This window comes from Pseudomonas tolaasii NCPPB 2192, from assembly GCF_002813445.1.
Classification (GTDB): Bacteria; Pseudomonadota; Gammaproteobacteria; order Pseudomonadales; family Pseudomonadaceae; genus Aquipseudomonas; species Aquipseudomonas tolaasii.
Genome location: NZ_PHHD01000001.1, coordinates 1,540,284 through 1,555,283 on the forward strand (window position 1 = coordinate 1,540,284; position 15,000 = coordinate 1,555,283).

Below are 15,000 nucleotides of genomic sequence, written 5' to 3' on the forward strand. Positions count from 1 at the left end.
CTTCCGCCATGAAATCCTTGTACTTCGCCTTTGTCTTTCTTCTGCTCGCGGGCTGCGCCAGTGGCCCGCGTCTGAACACCAGCCACCCTTCGGTCAACCACGACAACCGCGTGCAGTTCGTCGTCGTCCATTACACCTCCGCCAACCTCGAGCGCTCACTGGCCTTGCTGACCCACGGCCAGGTCAGCAGCCATTACCTGATCGGCGACGACGGTTCGGGCACCATCTACAAGCTGGTGGACGAGAGCCAGCGCGCCTGGCACGCCGGCGAAAGCGAGTGGATGGGTCGTACCTGGCTCAACTCCAGCTCCATCGGCATCGAAATCGTGAACCCGGGCTACCAGGACACGCCGAAGGGTCGGGTGTGGTTCCCGTACTCCGAGGCCCAGGTGCAATCGCTGATCGTGCTGCTCAAGGACATCAGCAAGCGCAATGGCATCGACCCCAAGAACATTATTGGCCACAGCGACATCGCGCCGCTGCGCAAACTGGATCCGGGCCCATTGTTCCCGTGGAAGCGTTTGGCTGCTGAAGGTTTGGGGGTTTGGCCGGATGCTCAAGCGGTCGCCCGGTTCCAGGTGCAGTACGCCACCGAGTTGCCGAGCATTCTCTGGTTCCAGGAAGAGTTGGCTCGCCTGGGTTACCAGACGCCACAGACGGGCGAGCTGGATGTGGCCACGCGTCATGTTATCGCTGCGTTCCAGATGCATTTCCGCCCATCGCTGTTCGATGGCACGCCGGATGCTGAAAGCGCCGCGATCCTGCGGGCCTTGAACCGCACTTGACTCTATAAACCCAATTCAATGTGGGAGCGGGCTTGCCCGCGATTACGGAGTGTCAGCCAATCCATTCTTGGCTGAACCACCGCAATCGCGGGCAAGCCCGCTCCCACATTATTTTGCAACCTGTCAGATTACAGCGGCAACGCCATATAGAACTGCGTCCCCTGCCCCGGCCGCGAATACACACCCATCCGGCCGCCATGCAATTGCACAATCTCTTTGCACAGTGCCAAACCCAGGCCTGCGCCGCCTTTCTTGCGACCCACCTGCACAAAGGGTTCGAAGATTCGCCCTTGCTGGCCGTAGGCAATACCCTCGCCGTTATCCTCGACGCTGATAATCACCCGCTCGCCATGGCGGCGTGCCTGCAGGCGAATCTGCCCGCCTTCGGCGGTGTGTCGCAGGGCGTTGGCGAGCAGGTTGTCCAGCACGCGCTCCAGCTGCGCCTGATCGGCATACAGCCTGGGCAAATCCGCTTGCGCCTCCACCAGCAGTTCAATGTGCTGCGCATTCGCCAATTCCGCGAAGCGGGCGCGGGCGTGTTCCAGCAGATCAGGGACGTCGCACGGCCCCAGGGTCAGTTTCTGCAGGCCGTTCTGGTAGCGCGAAAAGTTGAGCAGGTCGTTGATCAACTGCATCAGGCGCTGCATTTCTTCATTTACCGTATCCAGCAGGTCCGCTTCTCGGGACTCTGCCGGAAATTTTGCACGCTCGCGAAATAGCCCGAACGCCATGTGCATGCCGGTTACCGGCGTGCGCAGCTCGTGGGAGGCCCGCAACACAAACTCACTGCGCACGCGCTCGAAAGCACGTTGTTCCGTCACATCATGCAAAACCATCACTGCGCCCAGGATATGCCCCTGGGTGTGGCTGACCGGCGTGAGGCTGTAGGTCAGCAGGCGCAGCTCGCCATCCACTTCCACTTCCAGATCTTCCGGTGCCCGTTCCAGGTTGCCGCCGCGCAGTACCAGTTGCAGTTGTTCATCCAGTTCGGGACGTACCAACGCCTCACCAAGGCCTTGGCCCAAGCGCGCTTCGTCCCAACCCAACTGGCGCTGTGCCACGGGGTTGAGGTGTTCAAGGCGGCCTTGGCGGTCAATCATCAACAAGCCGTCGTCGATGCTGTCGAGTACGGCTTGCAGGCGTTGTTGGCCGGCCAGCAGTTCGTCGACATTGGTTGCCTGATGCTGGCGCAGTGCCTCGGCCATAATCCCGAAGCGACGGGTCAACTGGTTCATCTCCGCCGCCGAGGAAATCGGCAGCGTCACTTCGAAATCACCCTGACCGATCTTGTCCGCCGCTTTCGCCAGTGCTTCGATGGGCCCGCCGAAGCGCCGCGCGATGCCGTGCGCCGTGACAAAACCGATGATCAAGACTGCAAGCCCCACCAAACCCAGGAGGCCGGCAATCAGCAGGGCGCGTTCACGGGATTTGTGCTCGCTGTTACTGATGTTTTCCAGGGCCATCTTGTGCTCGGCGATCAGGCCGTTGCGCAGCACATTGAAGGTTTCGGTGAGTTTTTCCTTGCTGCCGGGCGGCGGCGATGGCTGCTGGGATTCGTCGAACGCTTCCAGCAGGTTCTGGTAATCGGTGTGGGCCTGGCTGAAGCCATGGCTGTTGCCGTTGCGCTGTTCGTGGGCGATGCCTTGGTCCAGCAGGTCGAAGTAGCGCTGTTTTGACGCCAGCAGAGCCTCCGGGTCGGGGCGCTTCTCCAGCATCATGATCAACTGGTCGCCCAGGCTCTGGCGCAGTTTCAGCCCCAGGTCCAGGGTGACGAAGTTGCTGCGTATCAGCGATTCCTGAGTCTTGGCCATCTGCATCACGCTGACCAGGCCCAGAATCAGGCCCAGCAGAGCGACGGTGATCAGCGCCGAGATACTCAGGAACAACCGAGTGCGCAGTTTCATCGCAAGCTTCATAAGGTACAGCTCACAGGTTGTACTGTTTGCGTTTGCGGTACAGGGTCGAAGCGTCGATACCTAGGGTGCGGGCCGCCTGGTCCAGGGTGTCGCTGGTGGCGAGCACGGCGCCGATGTGGGCTTTCTCCAGTTCGTCCAGGCTCAGCGCAGCACCGATACGCGGCGCATTGTTGGTCGGTTGTTCGGCCATGCCGAGGTGGCTGATTTCAACTTTCTCCTGTGGGCAGATAATGCTGGCGCGCTCGACCACGTTACGCAGCTCGCGGATGTTACCCGGCCAGCGATAGTTGAGCAGCGCTTCGCGCGCCTCGTCGCTGAAACCGCGCGCAGGCCGGGCGTATTCCTTGACGAAGCGTGCCAGGAAGCGGTCGGCCAACGTCAGGATGTCTTCGCTGCGTTCGCGCAGCGGTGGCAGGTGCAAGGTGATGACGTTGAGGCGGTACAGCAAGTCTTCACGGAAGCGCCCGTCGCGCACCATGTCTTCGAGGTTCAGGTTGGTGGCCGCGAGAATGCGCACATCGGCGCGGCGGGTAACCGGGTCGCCGACGCGTTCGTATTCCTTGTCCTGAATGAAACGCAGCAATTTGGGTTGCAACGTGAGAGGAAAGTCGCCGATCTCGTCGAGAAACAGTGTGCCGCCGTCCGCTTGGTTGACCCGGCCCAGCGTGCTCTCGCTGGCGCCGGTAAACGCGCCGCGGCTGTGGCCGAACAATTCGCTTTCCATCAGCTCCGCCGTCAGCGACGGGCAGTTGATGGTCACGCAGGACTTCTTCGAGCGCTTGCTCCAGCCGTGAATCGCCCGTGCCAGTTCGCCTTTACCGGTGCCGGATTCGCCAAGGATCAGGATGTTGGCGTCAGTCCCGGCCACCTGCCGCGCCGTTTCCAGTACCACCATCATGGCCGGGCTGTGGGAGTCGAGGCCGTCCTTGGGTTGGCGCACTTCGCCTTCGAGCGCTTCCAGGCGCGCCGAGAGCTGGCGCACTTCCAGTTGCTTGGCGGTGGCCAGGCGCAACTGGTCGGGGCTGCAGGGTTTGACCAGGTAATCCGCAGCACCGGCCTGGATCGCGTCGACGGCGGTGTCGACGGCCGAATGCGCGGTGACGATCACCACACGCATCCAAGGCGCTTGCACGCGCATCTGGGCCAGCACGTCCAGGCCATTGTCTTCGCCCAGGCGCAGGTCGAGGAAACACAGGTCGAACACCTGGCGCTGCATCAAGGCATCGGCCTGGGCGGCGCTGTTGGCGGTGGCGACGGTGTAGCCTTCATCTTCCAGGCAATAACGGAAGGTGCGGAGGATCGCGGATTCGTCATCCACTAAAAGAATGCGGCCTTGAAGTTCCTTGGCTGATTCCATCTGTCCCGCGCTCCTTAACTATGAATGATGCTGATTAGTCCCGGAATAATCGGGCAAGTTGCATGGTTTATTCTGATTGATAAAAGGCTTCTTCGCGCAGCTATCTGCGCCTAATCCTACAAAGGCGCCAGCTAGTGGCGTTTTCATGCCTTCTTGCCACTTCGGCAACGCGATTTCCGCTTTCGATCCCTCGATCCGACCACTGACCATCGTGCATTTCGCACGGCCAGGATAGGGCCATCGTGCAGGATGCTGGACAAGGTATGTTGTGTTGATTCGTAAAGCACTGATTTTATTGAGATTTATTCTGTAAAAAAGCTGGCATGCACTCTGCAATATCCCTCCCAACAGACGAATAATCAGAATGCGGGAGACAAGCAGCATGACTCGCCAAAGCCTCAGCCAACTACGTGTATCGCCACTGCGCTTGCAGCAAGGCTTGTTTGCCAGCCTGGCTTTGATGGTCACGTTGATCGGCGGCCAGCAAATGCAGCATTGGCAGCAGAGTCAGCAGCAAACCCCGCAATTTGAACGCCCCGTCATGACCCAAACCCATTTCCGTTCCGTTGGCAGTGCGACTGCGGCCAATGTGACTGCCCCGCAATTGAGAGTGGCTGACCAGGATTCGACCCTGGGCGAACTGCCCGCTCAAGAGCGTTGGGTGTTCTAGGCAATACAAGGTCGCTTGTTGAGCGGCCGCACGGCACTACCGCTGTTACCCCTATAAAAGCGTAAGGAGAATCACCATGTTGAGTTGGGCAATCACATTTCTGATCATCGCCATTGTGGCTGCAGTCCTGGGCTTCGGTGGTATCGCGGGCACCGCCACGGGTATCGCCAAGATTCTCTTTGTCGTTTTCCTGGTGATGTTCATCGCTTCGTTCTTCTTTGGTCGTCGCGGCCGAGGCTGAAAATGACCACTCTGTCCCTCAAAGCCATTGCTGCCGTCCTGCTTCTGGGCGGCAGCGGCCTGGTGATGGCCGCCAACGACGGCCAGACCCGAGCCAACGAACTGCTCAATTCTGACCCGCAATTTCGCCAGACCTGGCAAGGCGTGGTGAAGAAAGAAGAGCGCCTGCCGGAATGGGTGATGAACCTGTCGGGCACCGCCGAACAGATGAATGCCGTGGAAGAGGATGGCGACAAGTACTTGGTCGGGCCGCTCTGCGAAACCGCAGACACTTGCCTGAACAAGCGCCTGATCGTCGCCTTCAGCTACGACAAGAAAGATGCCTACGCCATGTTGGTGCAAGTCCCGGCCGGTTTGCCGGCGGACAAGTCGCCCACACGGCACGCCGATTACCGTTTTCTCGGTAAGCCGAATGAAGGCATGCAGAAGCTGCTGATGGAGCAGCTGAAGAAAGACCCGAATTGGTACTAGGTTCCGTCTGACATTCGTCAACGGGACCGGCGTCCATAGAAAGAAGCCCCTCGCTTCTTTCTGTCTGCGCCGCTCGCCAAGGGCGGTGCATGACCAGGGGGCCGGGTTGCTCTGATCGATGGGATCGGCGTGACCTACGGGTACAGGGAGTGCCTGCGCAAGGGCCGGGTCAGGTGAAAAGCTGCGACGCAAGTTCACAAGTCCTCAAGCTTGCTGAACTTGCGGCGGGCTTGTGACGCAGATCCCATTCCTCCTCCAAGCCCCTTATGCGGGCTCATAGACGATATTTTCTGTTTTGCTTGTGACCAACCATTACTTGGTGTGTCCAAGTGACCATCTATCGAGAATTTTTTGTCCGCGCCATAGGACAATTCTGACGCCAATCCCGTGAATTCTCAGGCATTTCTGCCAATCCCTACGGGACGTCCAATATCTCTGAGCGAGCCGGTATTGGCAGGTTCACGGCATATTCACCCGCCTGATTGGCGGAATCGAACTGACCGTTCGGACAGTTAATTTCAAAAAAAGTCATGCCGATTCGGCATAGGGTAGGCGTTTACGGCATTAGACGTCGCTCCCTTGCGTCGGAATAGTTGCGCCTTTTTTCGCCTGCCAGTAAGCCATTTCGGCCACGCTGCGGTGACCTTCCATGGAGGCTGATGCACACACTTTTTCGCTTTCGAGCGTTGCAGCTGGCGCATTTGCCATACGTCCACTTGAAGTAAGGGTAATGACATGAAGAAGGCAAAGCTAAGCCTCGCCTGGCAGATCCTCATCGGTTTGGTGCTGGGGATCGCAATCGGTGCAGTGCTCAACCATTTCAGTGCTGAAAAGGCCTGGTGGATCAGCAATGTGTTGCAGCCAGCGGGCGATATCTTTATCCGCCTGATCAAGATGATCGTGATCCCGATTGTGATTTCTTCGCTGATCGTCGGCATTGCCGGTGTCGGCGACGCGAAAAAGCTCGGGCGTATCGGCGTCAAAACCATCCTTTACTTCGAAATCGTCACCACCATCGCCATCGTGGTCGGCCTGCTGTTGGCCAACCTGTTCCACCCTGGCGCGGGCATCGACATGAGTACCCTGGGTACCGTCGACATCTCCAAGTACACCGCCACCGCCGCCGAAGTGCAGCATGAGCATGCGTTCATCGAGACCATCCTCAACCTGATTCCGTCGAACATCTTTGCCGCCGTGGCCCGTGGCGAGATGCTGCCGATCATCTTCTTCTCGGTGCTGTTCGGTCTCGGCCTGTCGAGCCTCAAGCCCGAGCTGCGCGAGCCGCTGGTGACCATGTTCCAGGGCGTGTCCGAGAGCATGTTCAAAGTCACCCACATGATCATGAAGTACGCCCCGATCGGCGTATTCGCACTGATCGCGGTGACCGTCGCCAACTTCGGCTTCGCCTCCTTGCTGCCGCTGGCCAAGCTGGTGATCCTGGTTTACGTCGCCATCCTGTTCTTCGCCTTTGTGGTGCTGGGCCTGATCGCTCGCCTGTTCGGCTTCTCGGTGATCAAGCTGATGCGCATCTTCAAGGATGAGCTGGTACTGGCTTACTCCACCGCCAGCTCCGAAACCGTGTTGCCCCGTGTGATCGAGAAGATGGAAGCCTACGGCGCGCCGAAAGCCATCTGCAGCTTCGTGGTACCGACCGGTTACTCGTTCAACCTTGACGGCTCGACCCTGTACCAAAGCATTGCGGCAATCTTTATTGCCCAGCTGTACGGCATCGACCTGTCGATCGGCCAGCAATTGATGCTGGTACTGACCCTGATGGTCACCTCCAAAGGCATCGCCGGCGTTCCGGGCGTGTCGTTCGTGGTGCTGCTGGCCACTCTGGGCAGCGTGGGCATTCCGCTGGAAGGCCTGGCGTTCATCGCAGGTGTCGACCGTGTGATGGACATGGCGCGTACCGCCCTCAACGTGATCGGCAACGCCCTGGCCGTACTGGTTATCTCCCGTTGGGAAGGCATGTACGACGACGCCAAGGGCGAGCGCTACTGGAACTCGCTGCCGCACTGGCGCAGCAAAGAAGCCGCGCCAACCGCACAGGCCACTCGCGGCTGACAGCACGACGGCTTAAAGACAAACCCCGGAAAATTCCGGGGTTTGTCGTTTCTGCCAGCCCCGCTATCATTCGCCCCATCTTTCGGGGGATTTAACTGATGCTCAATGGCCTGTGGCTTGGCTTCTTTGTCGTGGCAATGGTGTCAGCGCTGGCGCAATGGCTGGTCGGCGGTAATGCCGGCATTTTCGCGGCGATGGTCGAAAGCATTTTCGCCATGGCCAAATTGTCGGTGGAAGTGATGGTGCTGCTGTTCGGCACCCTGACCTTGTGGCTGGGCTTTCTGCGCATCGCTGAAAAAGCCGGGATCGTCGACTGGCTGGCCAAGGCCCTCGGCCCGCTGTTCCGTCGCCTGATGCCGGAAGTGCCCGCCGGTCACCCTGCCATCGGTTTGATCACCCTCAACTTCGCCGCCAATGGCCTGGGCCTCGACAACGCGGCCACGCCCATCGGCCTGAAAGCCATGAAGGCGCTGCAGGAACTCAACCCCCTCCCCAACACCGCGAGCAACGCGCAGATCCTGTTCCTGGTGCTCAACGCGTCCTCGCTGACGCTGCTGCCGGTGACCATCTTTATGTACCGCGCGCAACAAGGCGCCGCAGACCCGACGCTGGTGTTCCTGCCGATTTTGCTGGCTACCAGTGCTTCCACCCTGGTGGGCCTGCTGTCGGTGGCGATCATGCAGCGCTTGCGCCTGTGGGACCCGGTGGTGCTGGCTTACCTGATTCCCGGCGCGCTGGTGCTCGGTGGTTTCATGGCGTTTCTGGCGACACTGTCCGCCACGGCGTTGGCAGGCTTGTCTTCGATCCTCGGCAACCTGACGCTGTTCGGCCTGATCATGTTGTTTCTGGTGATCGGCGCGTTGCGCAAGGTGAAGGTCTACGAGGCGTTTGTCGAAGGTGCCAAAGAAGGCTTCGACGTGGCCAAGAACCTGCTGCCGTATCTGGTGGCGATGCTCTGCGCGGTGGGCGTGTTGCGTGCCTCGGGCGCGCTGGATTTCGGCCTTGAAGGCATTCGCCATGTGGTGGCCTGGACCGGCCTGGACACGCGCTTTGTCGATGCGTTGCCCACTGCGATGGTCAAGCCATTCTCCGGCAGCGCGGCGCGGGCGTTATTGATCGAGACCATGCAGACCCAGGGCGTGGACAGCTTCCCGGCGTTGGTGGCGGCGACGATCCAGGGCAGTACCGAGACCACCTTTTACGTGTTGGCGGTGTACTTTGGGTCGGTGGGCATTCAGCGCGCCAGGCATGCGGTCGGGTGTGCGTTGCTGGCCGAGTTTGCCGGTGTCGTGGCGGCGATTGCGGTGTGCTACTGGTTTTTTGGCTGAGGCTGAAATAGCTATCGCAGGCAAGCCAGCTCCCACATTGGAATGTGTTCACCGTTCAAGTGTGGGAGCTGGCTTGCCTGCGATAGGACCCTCAGTGTTTAGAGGCAACGTTGCCCTGCTGCACCACCCACTCCACCACCTGTTTATTCAACTGATCCCCCGCCACCCCAAACCCGGCCACCACCGCTGGCACCTTGGTGTCCGCTACCGGCTGGTGAATTTCAAACCGCCGGCTCGCAATAATGCGCTGATCACTCCCGCGCACCAGCCGCGCGTCAAGGCGAATCACCACCTCCACCGCACTGCCCCGGTACTCACTCTGAAACGCCTGCAGCTGCCCGCCCAGCTCGTAGTCGGCCTGCAGGTTAGTCTCGTCAGTACTCAGCAACGTCACCCGGCCATCGCGCTGGAAACCGTCCATAAAGCGATTGCGCAGCAGCACCGGCGACGGATCGCTCCAGCGTGAGTTCGCGTAACTGCTGATCAGGTCGCCATTGGGCACCACGGCAATGCGCGGGCTGTCGAGAAATTCGCTGGTTTGCGGCTTGCTCACGCGCAGCGACCAGCTCACCGGAGTGCCCTGGCTGGCTGCCTGCGTTGACGCGAGGCGGTACACGTCGGACGGGTCGGCCTTGGGCAAAATCGAGCAGGCGCTGATCAGGGCCAGGGCCACGGGGGCGATCAGTTGGTAAGCACGCTTCATGGCGTGAACTCCTTGTTCTTGTCGCTGCCCAGCAAGTAACCGCTGGGGTTGGCTTCAAGGCGGCGGGAAATCGCACGCAGCGAAGCGAGGGTTTCGCGCAGTTCGCGCACGGCGGGTGCCAATTCGTTGAGGCCTTGCATGCCGCTGTTCACCGAGTCCTTGTTGTTCGTCAGCAAGGTGTTGATGGTCGCGGTGCTTTGTTCGAGGGATTTCATCGCCTGCTCGGCGCTGCCGAACGCTTGCTTGCCTTGATCGTTGAGCAAGCCATTGGCGCTGCGCATCAGCGTGGTGGTTTGCTCGAGTGCGGCGCCGGCCTGTTTGCTGACTTGCAGCAGCTGTTGCATCGCCACTTTGATATCGCCGCGCTGGTCGGCGATGGCGCCGGTGGTTTGCTGCAGGTTGTCCAGGGTGTTGCTCAGGCGCTCGACGTTCTCGCGGGAGAACATGTGGTTGGCGTTGTGCAGCAGCAGGTTGATGCTGGTCATCAGGTCGTTGCTGTTGTTGAGCAAGCGCGCGATGGGCGATGGCGAGGCGATGATTTCCGGCAGGTTGCCGTCCTTGCCCTTGAGCTCGGGGCTTTGCGGCGTGCCGCCACTGAGCTGGATGATCGAGGTGCCGGTAATGCCGGTCAGCGCGAGCTTGGCCTGGGTGTCCTCCTTGATCGGCGTCTGCCCGGCCAGGCGGATGCGCGCCAATACGCGGCGCGGGTCTTTCGGGTCCAGGCGCAGGCTGGTGACGTCGCCCACCTTGATGCCGCTGTACTGCACCGAACTGCCCTGGGACAGGCCGCTGACCGCCTCGTTGAACACCACCTCATATTCCTGGAAGGCGCTGTCGACGCTGGACTTGGCCAGCCACAGGCCGAACAGCATCGCGCCGACCACCACGATCACGCTGAACAGACCGATCATCACATGATGGGCGCGGGTTTCCATGTCATACCTCGTCTAGCGATTGAGCGGCATCCAGTGCCGCGCGGCCACGGGGGCCGTGGAAATATTCGTGAATCCAGGCGTCGTCGGTTTCCGAGACGATATCGATGGCATCGGCCACCAGCACTTTCTTCTGCGCCAGTACCGCCACGCGGTCGGTGATGGTGTACAGCGTGTCGAGGTCGTGGGTGACCAGAAACACACTCAGGCCCAACGCATCGCGCAGGGTCAAAATCAGTTGGTCGAATTGCGCCGCGCCAATCGGGTCGAGGCCGGCGGTGGGTTCGTCGAGAAACAGGATGTCCGGGTCCAGCGCCAAAGCCCGTGCCAACGCGGCGCGTTTGATCATGCCGCCGGACAGCGACGCCGGGTACTTGTCCGCCGCCGACAGCGGCAGCCCGGCCAGTGCCAGCTTGACCGCCGCCAGATGCTCGGCGTCGCGACGGCTAAGCCCGGCATGTTCGATCAAGGGCAGCGCAACGTTTTCAGTGACCGTCAGGGAGGAAAACAGCGCGCCCTTCTGGAACAGCACGCCGAAGCGCCGTTCCACCAGCGAGCGCTCGTGCTCCGAGAGGTTGGGCAGGTTCTTGCCGAACACTCGCACTTCCCCTTCGCTCGGGCGGCGCAGGCCGACGATGCTGCGCAGCAACACCGACTTGCCGCTGCCGGAGCCGCCCACCACGGCGAGAATCTCGCCTTTGTACAAATCCAGGTCGAGGTTCTCGTGAACGCTCTGACTGCCAAAGCGGTTGCACAGGCCGCGCACTTCGATCACCGCCTCGCTGGGCGCTCGGTGCAGGCGGCTCACCAGCCCATCTCCATAAAAAACATGGCGGCGACCGCGTCCAGCACGATCACCACGAAAATCGACTGCACCACGCTCGACGTGGTGTGCGCGCCCACCGATTCGGCACTGCCGCTGACCTTGAAGCCTTCCAGGCAGCCGATCGCCGCAATCAGAAAGGCGAAGACCGGCGCCTTCACCATGCCCACCAGAAAATGCTGCACGCCAATGTCCGATTGAAGCAACGACAGAAACATGGCCGGTGAAATATCCAGTGCCACGGCGCACACCACCCCGCCGCCGACGATGCCCGAGAGCATTGCCAGAAACGTCAGCATCGGCAGCGACACCAACAGCGCCAGCACGCGCGGCAATACCAGCAGCTCCATGGGGTCGAGGCCGAGGGTACGAATCGCGTCGATTTCTTCGTTAGCCTTCATCGAGCCGATTTGCGCGGTGAAGGCACTGGCGGTGCGGCCGGCGATCAGGATCGCGGTGAGCAACACGCCGAATTCACGCAGGAAGGAAAACGCCACCAGGTCGACGGTAAAAATCGTCGCGCCAAAACTCTTCAACACCGTGGCGCCGAGAAACGCCACCACGGCGCCGACCAGAAAAGTCAGCAAGGCCACGATGGGCGCCGCGTCCAGGCCGGTTTGCTCGATGTGCGCAACCATCGGCGTGATGCGCCAGCGCCTGGGGCGGAAAATGCCCCGGGCAAAGGTTTCGAGGATCAGGCCGATAAAACCGAGCAGTTTCTTGCTGTCTTGCCAGACCGTATCCACCGCCCGCCCGATGCGCGCCAGCACTTGAATGCCGGCGGCTTCTTCCGGGGCTTTGTCGGGCACGCAAAAGTCATTGAGGGAGCGGTAGACGGTCTTGAGCAGTGCGCGGTCGGCGGTGGACAGGCTGCAATCGGTTTGTTCGGCGGATTGCTCGATGCGGGTCGGGCCCAGCAGCTCCACCAGCAAGGAGGCGCCGGCGGTGTCGAGGGCGCCGAGGCCATTGAGGTCGATGCGCGCGCCGGCGTCATACCTGCCGTCGAGGGTGTCCGACAGCTTTTTCAGGTTGGCGTAGTGGGCAAGCGTCCAGTCCCCCGTAATCCTGAGTAACGGCGGAGTGGTCGAGGTATCGAGGTGGGCTGCGCCGGCCGTCGTGCTGGTGGTCATAAGCTCCGAGCTTGTTTGGCTATCCACAATTCCTACGTAATAGCACGATACAGCCTACTTTGGGTTGTCCGTTTGTGCTGTGTCAGTCACTTTGAAGCGCAACACGCCGATCACCTGCCCGTCTTCGGTCAGCACGCGTACCTGCCAACGGCCCACGGCATCGGCCGGGAAGTTCTGCTTGTGGGTCCACGCGCGGTAGCCTTCCTTGCGCCCACCGTGGATATCCAGCGCGATGCGGTCGACTTCCTGGCCGTTGAATTTCCACACATGGTAGATGCGCTCATCCAGCCCGCGCGGCGCGTTGATTGCGGTGTAGGCGTACAGGCCGCCGCTGCGCAATTGGGCGGCGGTCACTTCCTTGAGGTCATCGCCCGGCGTGCGGTCTTGTAACTGCGTGCTGATCGCCACTTCCGTCATCCACAACGTGGCCGGCGGCACCCAACTGCGCAGAAACCAGCCGGCGCAACCAATGGCGGCGGTGACCCCCAGCAGCATGGCCCAACCTTTGATGCTGCGCAGTGGCAGGCTGGTAGCCAGGCTGGGGATCGACAGCGCGATGGCCACGCCGAGGGCCAGTTTGTAACTTTCGGCGGTGGTCAGGTGCAGGATAATCGGCAGCGCCGTGAGCAGCGCGGCGAACAGGGTCAGGGTGTGCAGCGCCAGGAACAGCGAACGCTTTGGCGCCAGCCATTTGTAATACAAGGGGTCAGTGATCGACACCAGCGCCGCCGCACCGAGCAAGCCGGTGAACACCGACTGGCCGCTGTTCCACGCCGTGGTGACAAAAAAGAACGGCAGCACGAAGAACAGGCTTTCCTGATGGATCATCTGCGTGGCGTAGCGCAGCAACGGTTCGGGAATTTCGCGCTTGAACACCCTGGCGAACAGCTGGGTGAAACTGTTTTCCAGCATCAGCCACAACCAGCTCACCAGCATGATGATGGCGATCCAGCTGGCCATGCCCTGCTGGCGGTCCACCAGAATGAAGCTGCACACCCCCGAAATGAAACCGCCGAGTGCGATCACCCCTGGGTAGCGCTTGATCAGAACGAGAATGCGCTGGATAAGGGGCGGCAGGTTTGGCATAGGCGGTTCACACTTGGTGTAGGAAAAAACCCAGACAGAATAACGTCTTAGCCCGGTGTTCGGGGCCTCATTACGCGACCCGTTTGCGATAAAGCCGCACGCTGCCCAACACAATGGCGATCAGCGCGAGCGCGGCGGCGCCGATCCAGTTCAGGCTGTCGTAGCTCAGCAGCGGTTTTTCGATGCGCCAGTAACCGGGCTGGTTAAACACTTGACGCATGGCTTGGTCGGTTTGTTCCAGGGTCACGGCTTTGATGCGTTTGACCGGGTCGCTGAAGTGCCCGTTGCTGTAGTCGCCCGAAGCGCTCCAGTAATAGTCGGCCAACGCGCTGTTGCCCTGCACGGCCCAGGCCTGGCGTGCGATGGCGGCGTGTTGCAGGCGGGCGAATGTGGCCGGGTCGAGGCCGTCCTTGAGCAGTTGCGCCTTGAGGTCTTGCAGGACGTTTTCGGCCTCGGGCAGGTTGTCGCGCTCAAGGTCGGCATTCAGGCTGAGGAAGCCGACGCCGCCGAGCACTTCGCGTTCGCTCCACGGGCCGTAGGACAAGCCGTGCTTGAGGCGCAGTTGGCGGTACAGCGCCCAGTCGAGGTAGTCCTTGAGCAGGTCGTAGGTTTCATCATGGGCATCGTCCAGCACCGGTTCGGGGAACAGCCAGTGCAGCTTGGCGCTGTCGCCGACCCAGCCACGGATCAGGTCGCGATGGCTGGCGGCGGCGTGCCGGATTTCGGGTAGCGGCAAATGTTCGCTCGGTTCCACCGGGTCGAGCTGGCCGTAGGTGCGTTCCAAGTAGGCCGGCAGCAGTTTGTCGAGGTCGCCGACGATGATCAGGGTCATGTTGTTCGGCGCGTACCAGTTTTTGCGCAGCGCTTCCAACTGGTCGCGGGTGATGTGGCTGACTTCGGCACGTTCGGCGCATTTGAGCCCCAACTCTACGGCCAATTGGTTGCTGGCGGTGTGGCCCAGGTCCTGGCGGTCGAGCAGGCGTTGCAGGTGGGAGTAATGGCCGCCGTCTTCGCGCTCCACCACCTGCTTGGCGGCATTGATATTGGCGTCGGTCAGTTGGGTGCGGGTGATGATTGCCAGCAACAGGTCGAGCACCTTGCGCTGGTTTTGCGCGGGCGCTTCGATCACGAAGGTGGTGTCGGCGTTGCTGGTGTAGGCGTTCCACTCGCCGCCCAGGGCTTGCATGCGGTCTTCCAGGTCGCCTTCGCCGCCGCCGTCGATGCCGCTGAACAGCAAGTGTTCGAGCAGGTGCGGCACCTCCTTTTCCTCACAGGTGAAGTCGTCCAGCCCTACACCCACCACCAGGCGGATGGCCACATGCCCGCGTTCGGTGCCCGGTTTGAGCAGCAACTGCAGGCCGTTGGGCAAGGTGTAGCCCTCGACTTGCAGGCGGTCAAAGGCAAACGAATGAGCTGAGCCCATGAGCAGGCAGGCGAATAACAGGCGACGCATAACAAGCTTCCTGGCGAGTGAGGTCAGTTTTAACTGACT

Annotated in this window: 14 protein-coding genes; 6 read left to right on the top strand and 8 right to left on the bottom strand. The window is 61.0% G+C overall.

Annotation, left to right across the window (positions count from 1 at the left end; all coding sequences use genetic code 11):
* The first annotated feature begins 8 nt into the window (after positions 1–8).
* Entirely contained in the window at positions 9–785 is a 777-nt protein-coding gene (locus ATI14_RS07225) for an N-acetylmuramoyl-L-alanine amidase (RefSeq protein WP_016969549.1), read from the top strand.
* Between the two features lie 128 nt (positions 786–913).
* Here ATI14_RS07225 and ATI14_RS07230 read toward each other — a convergent pair whose 3' ends face one another.
* Both ATI14_RS07230 and algB read right to left on the bottom strand, forming a co-directional pair.
* The gene (locus ATI14_RS07230) at positions 914–2,701 is read right to left on the bottom strand and encodes an ATP-binding protein (RefSeq protein ID WP_016969550.1); all 1,788 of its coding nucleotides are present in this window, start codon (positions 2,699–2,701) and stop codon (positions 914–916) included.
* 10 nt (positions 2,702–2,711) lie between these two features.
* Positions 2,712–4,058, bottom strand: a complete 1,347-nt coding sequence (gene algB / locus ATI14_RS07235; RefSeq protein WP_016969551.1) for a sigma-54-dependent response regulator transcription factor AlgB — start codon at positions 4,056–4,058, stop codon at positions 2,712–2,714.
* A gap of 382 nt (positions 4,059–4,440) precedes the next feature.
* Between algB and ATI14_RS07240 the strand changes: the two genes are divergently transcribed.
* From ATI14_RS07240 to ATI14_RS07260, 5 genes are all read left to right on the top strand, one after another.
* The gene (locus tag ATI14_RS07240; protein ID WP_017253897.1) at positions 4,441–4,728 is read left to right on the top strand and encodes a hypothetical protein; all 288 of its coding nucleotides are present in this window, start codon (positions 4,441–4,443) and stop codon (positions 4,726–4,728) included.
* A 76-nt stretch (positions 4,729–4,804) separates the two neighbouring features.
* Positions 4,805–4,969: a DUF1328 domain-containing protein gene (locus ATI14_RS07245; RefSeq protein ID WP_003170804.1), complete on the top strand. Its 165-nt coding sequence runs from the start codon at positions 4,805–4,807 to the stop codon at positions 4,967–4,969.
* Positions 4,970–4,971: 2 nt separating this feature from the next.
* Entirely contained in the window at positions 4,972–5,439 is a 468-nt protein-coding gene (locus ATI14_RS07250; RefSeq protein ID WP_016969553.1) for an inhibitor of vertebrate lysozyme family protein, read from the top strand.
* Between the two features lie 735 nt (positions 5,440–6,174).
* Entirely contained in the window at positions 6,175–7,506 is a 1,332-nt protein-coding gene (gene gltP, locus ATI14_RS07255; protein WP_016969554.1) for a glutamate/aspartate:proton symporter GltP, read from the top strand.
* Positions 7,507–7,604: 98 nt separating this feature from the next.
* Positions 7,605–8,834: a nucleoside recognition domain-containing protein gene (locus tag ATI14_RS07260; RefSeq protein ID WP_016969555.1), complete on the top strand. Its 1,230-nt coding sequence runs from the start codon at positions 7,605–7,607 to the stop codon at positions 8,832–8,834.
* A 91-nt stretch (positions 8,835–8,925) separates the two neighbouring features.
* Here ATI14_RS07260 and ATI14_RS07265 read toward each other — a convergent pair whose 3' ends face one another.
* The 6 genes from ATI14_RS07265 to ATI14_RS07290 all read right to left on the bottom strand — a co-directional run bounded on the left by ATI14_RS07265 (position 8,926) and on the right by ATI14_RS07290 (position 14,961).
* Positions 8,926–9,537, bottom strand: a complete 612-nt coding sequence (locus ATI14_RS07265; protein ID WP_016969556.1) for an ABC-type transport auxiliary lipoprotein family protein — start codon at positions 9,535–9,537, stop codon at positions 8,926–8,928.
* On the bottom strand, positions 9,534–10,472 hold the full coding sequence (locus ATI14_RS07270) for an MlaD family protein (RefSeq protein WP_080519801.1): 939 nt from the start codon (positions 10,470–10,472) through the stop codon (positions 9,534–9,536). The genes ATI14_RS07265 and ATI14_RS07270 overlap by 4 nt, the downstream gene beginning before the upstream one ends.
* A 1-nt stretch (position 10,473) precedes the next feature.
* Positions 10,474–11,277, bottom strand: coding sequence for an ABC transporter ATP-binding protein (locus ATI14_RS07275; RefSeq protein ID WP_016969558.1), 804 nt, complete (start codon positions 11,275–11,277; stop codon positions 10,474–10,476).
* A complete protein-coding gene (locus ATI14_RS07280; protein WP_016969559.1) occupies positions 11,274–12,422 on the bottom strand; it encodes an MlaE family ABC transporter permease in 1,149 nt (382 codons plus the stop codon). The genes ATI14_RS07275 and ATI14_RS07280 overlap by 4 nt, the downstream gene beginning before the upstream one ends.
* Positions 12,423–12,476: 54 nt before the next feature.
* On the bottom strand, positions 12,477–13,508 hold the full coding sequence (locus ATI14_RS07285) for a DUF5924 family protein (protein WP_016969560.1): 1,032 nt from the start codon (positions 13,506–13,508) through the stop codon (positions 12,477–12,479).
* A 70-nt stretch (positions 13,509–13,578) separates the two neighbouring features.
* Entirely contained in the window at positions 13,579–14,961 is a 1,383-nt protein-coding gene (locus ATI14_RS07290) for a M16 family metallopeptidase (RefSeq protein WP_080519802.1), read from the bottom strand.
* Between the last annotated feature and the right edge of the window lie 39 nt (positions 14,962–15,000).

Coding starts and splice junctions, on each gene's coding strand:
- ATI14_RS07225 (WP_016969549.1), top strand. CDS start 9: ATGAAATCCTTGTACTTCGCCTTTGTCTTTCTTCTGCTCGCGGGCTGC.
- ATI14_RS07230 (WP_016969550.1), bottom strand. CDS start 2,701: ATGAAGCTTGCGATGAAACTGCGCACTCGGTTGTTCCTGAGTATCTCG.
- algB (WP_016969551.1), bottom strand. CDS start 4,058: ATGGAATCAGCCAAGGAACTTCAAGGCCGCATTCTTTTAGTGGATGAC.
- ATI14_RS07240 (WP_017253897.1), top strand. CDS start 4,441: ATGACTCGCCAAAGCCTCAGCCAACTACGTGTATCGCCACTGCGCTTG.
- ATI14_RS07245 (WP_003170804.1), top strand. CDS start 4,805: ATGTTGAGTTGGGCAATCACATTTCTGATCATCGCCATTGTGGCTGCA.
- ATI14_RS07250 (WP_016969553.1), top strand. CDS start 4,972: ATGACCACTCTGTCCCTCAAAGCCATTGCTGCCGTCCTGCTTCTGGGC.
- gltP (WP_016969554.1), top strand. CDS start 6,175: ATGAAGAAGGCAAAGCTAAGCCTCGCCTGGCAGATCCTCATCGGTTTG.
- ATI14_RS07260 (WP_016969555.1), top strand. CDS start 7,605: ATGCTCAATGGCCTGTGGCTTGGCTTCTTTGTCGTGGCAATGGTGTCA.
- ATI14_RS07265 (WP_016969556.1), bottom strand. CDS start 9,537: ATGAAGCGTGCTTACCAACTGATCGCCCCCGTGGCCCTGGCCCTGATC.
- ATI14_RS07270 (WP_080519801.1), bottom strand. CDS start 10,472: ATGGAAACCCGCGCCCATCATGTGATGATCGGTCTGTTCAGCGTGATC.
- ATI14_RS07280 (WP_016969559.1), bottom strand. CDS start 12,422: ATGACCACCAGCACGACGGCCGGCGCAGCCCACCTCGATACCTCGACC.
- ATI14_RS07285 (WP_016969560.1), bottom strand. CDS start 13,508: ATGCCAAACCTGCCGCCCCTTATCCAGCGCATTCTCGTTCTGATCAAG.
- ATI14_RS07290 (WP_080519802.1), bottom strand. CDS start 14,961: ATGCGTCGCCTGTTATTCGCCTGCCTGCTCATGGGCTCAGCTCATTCG.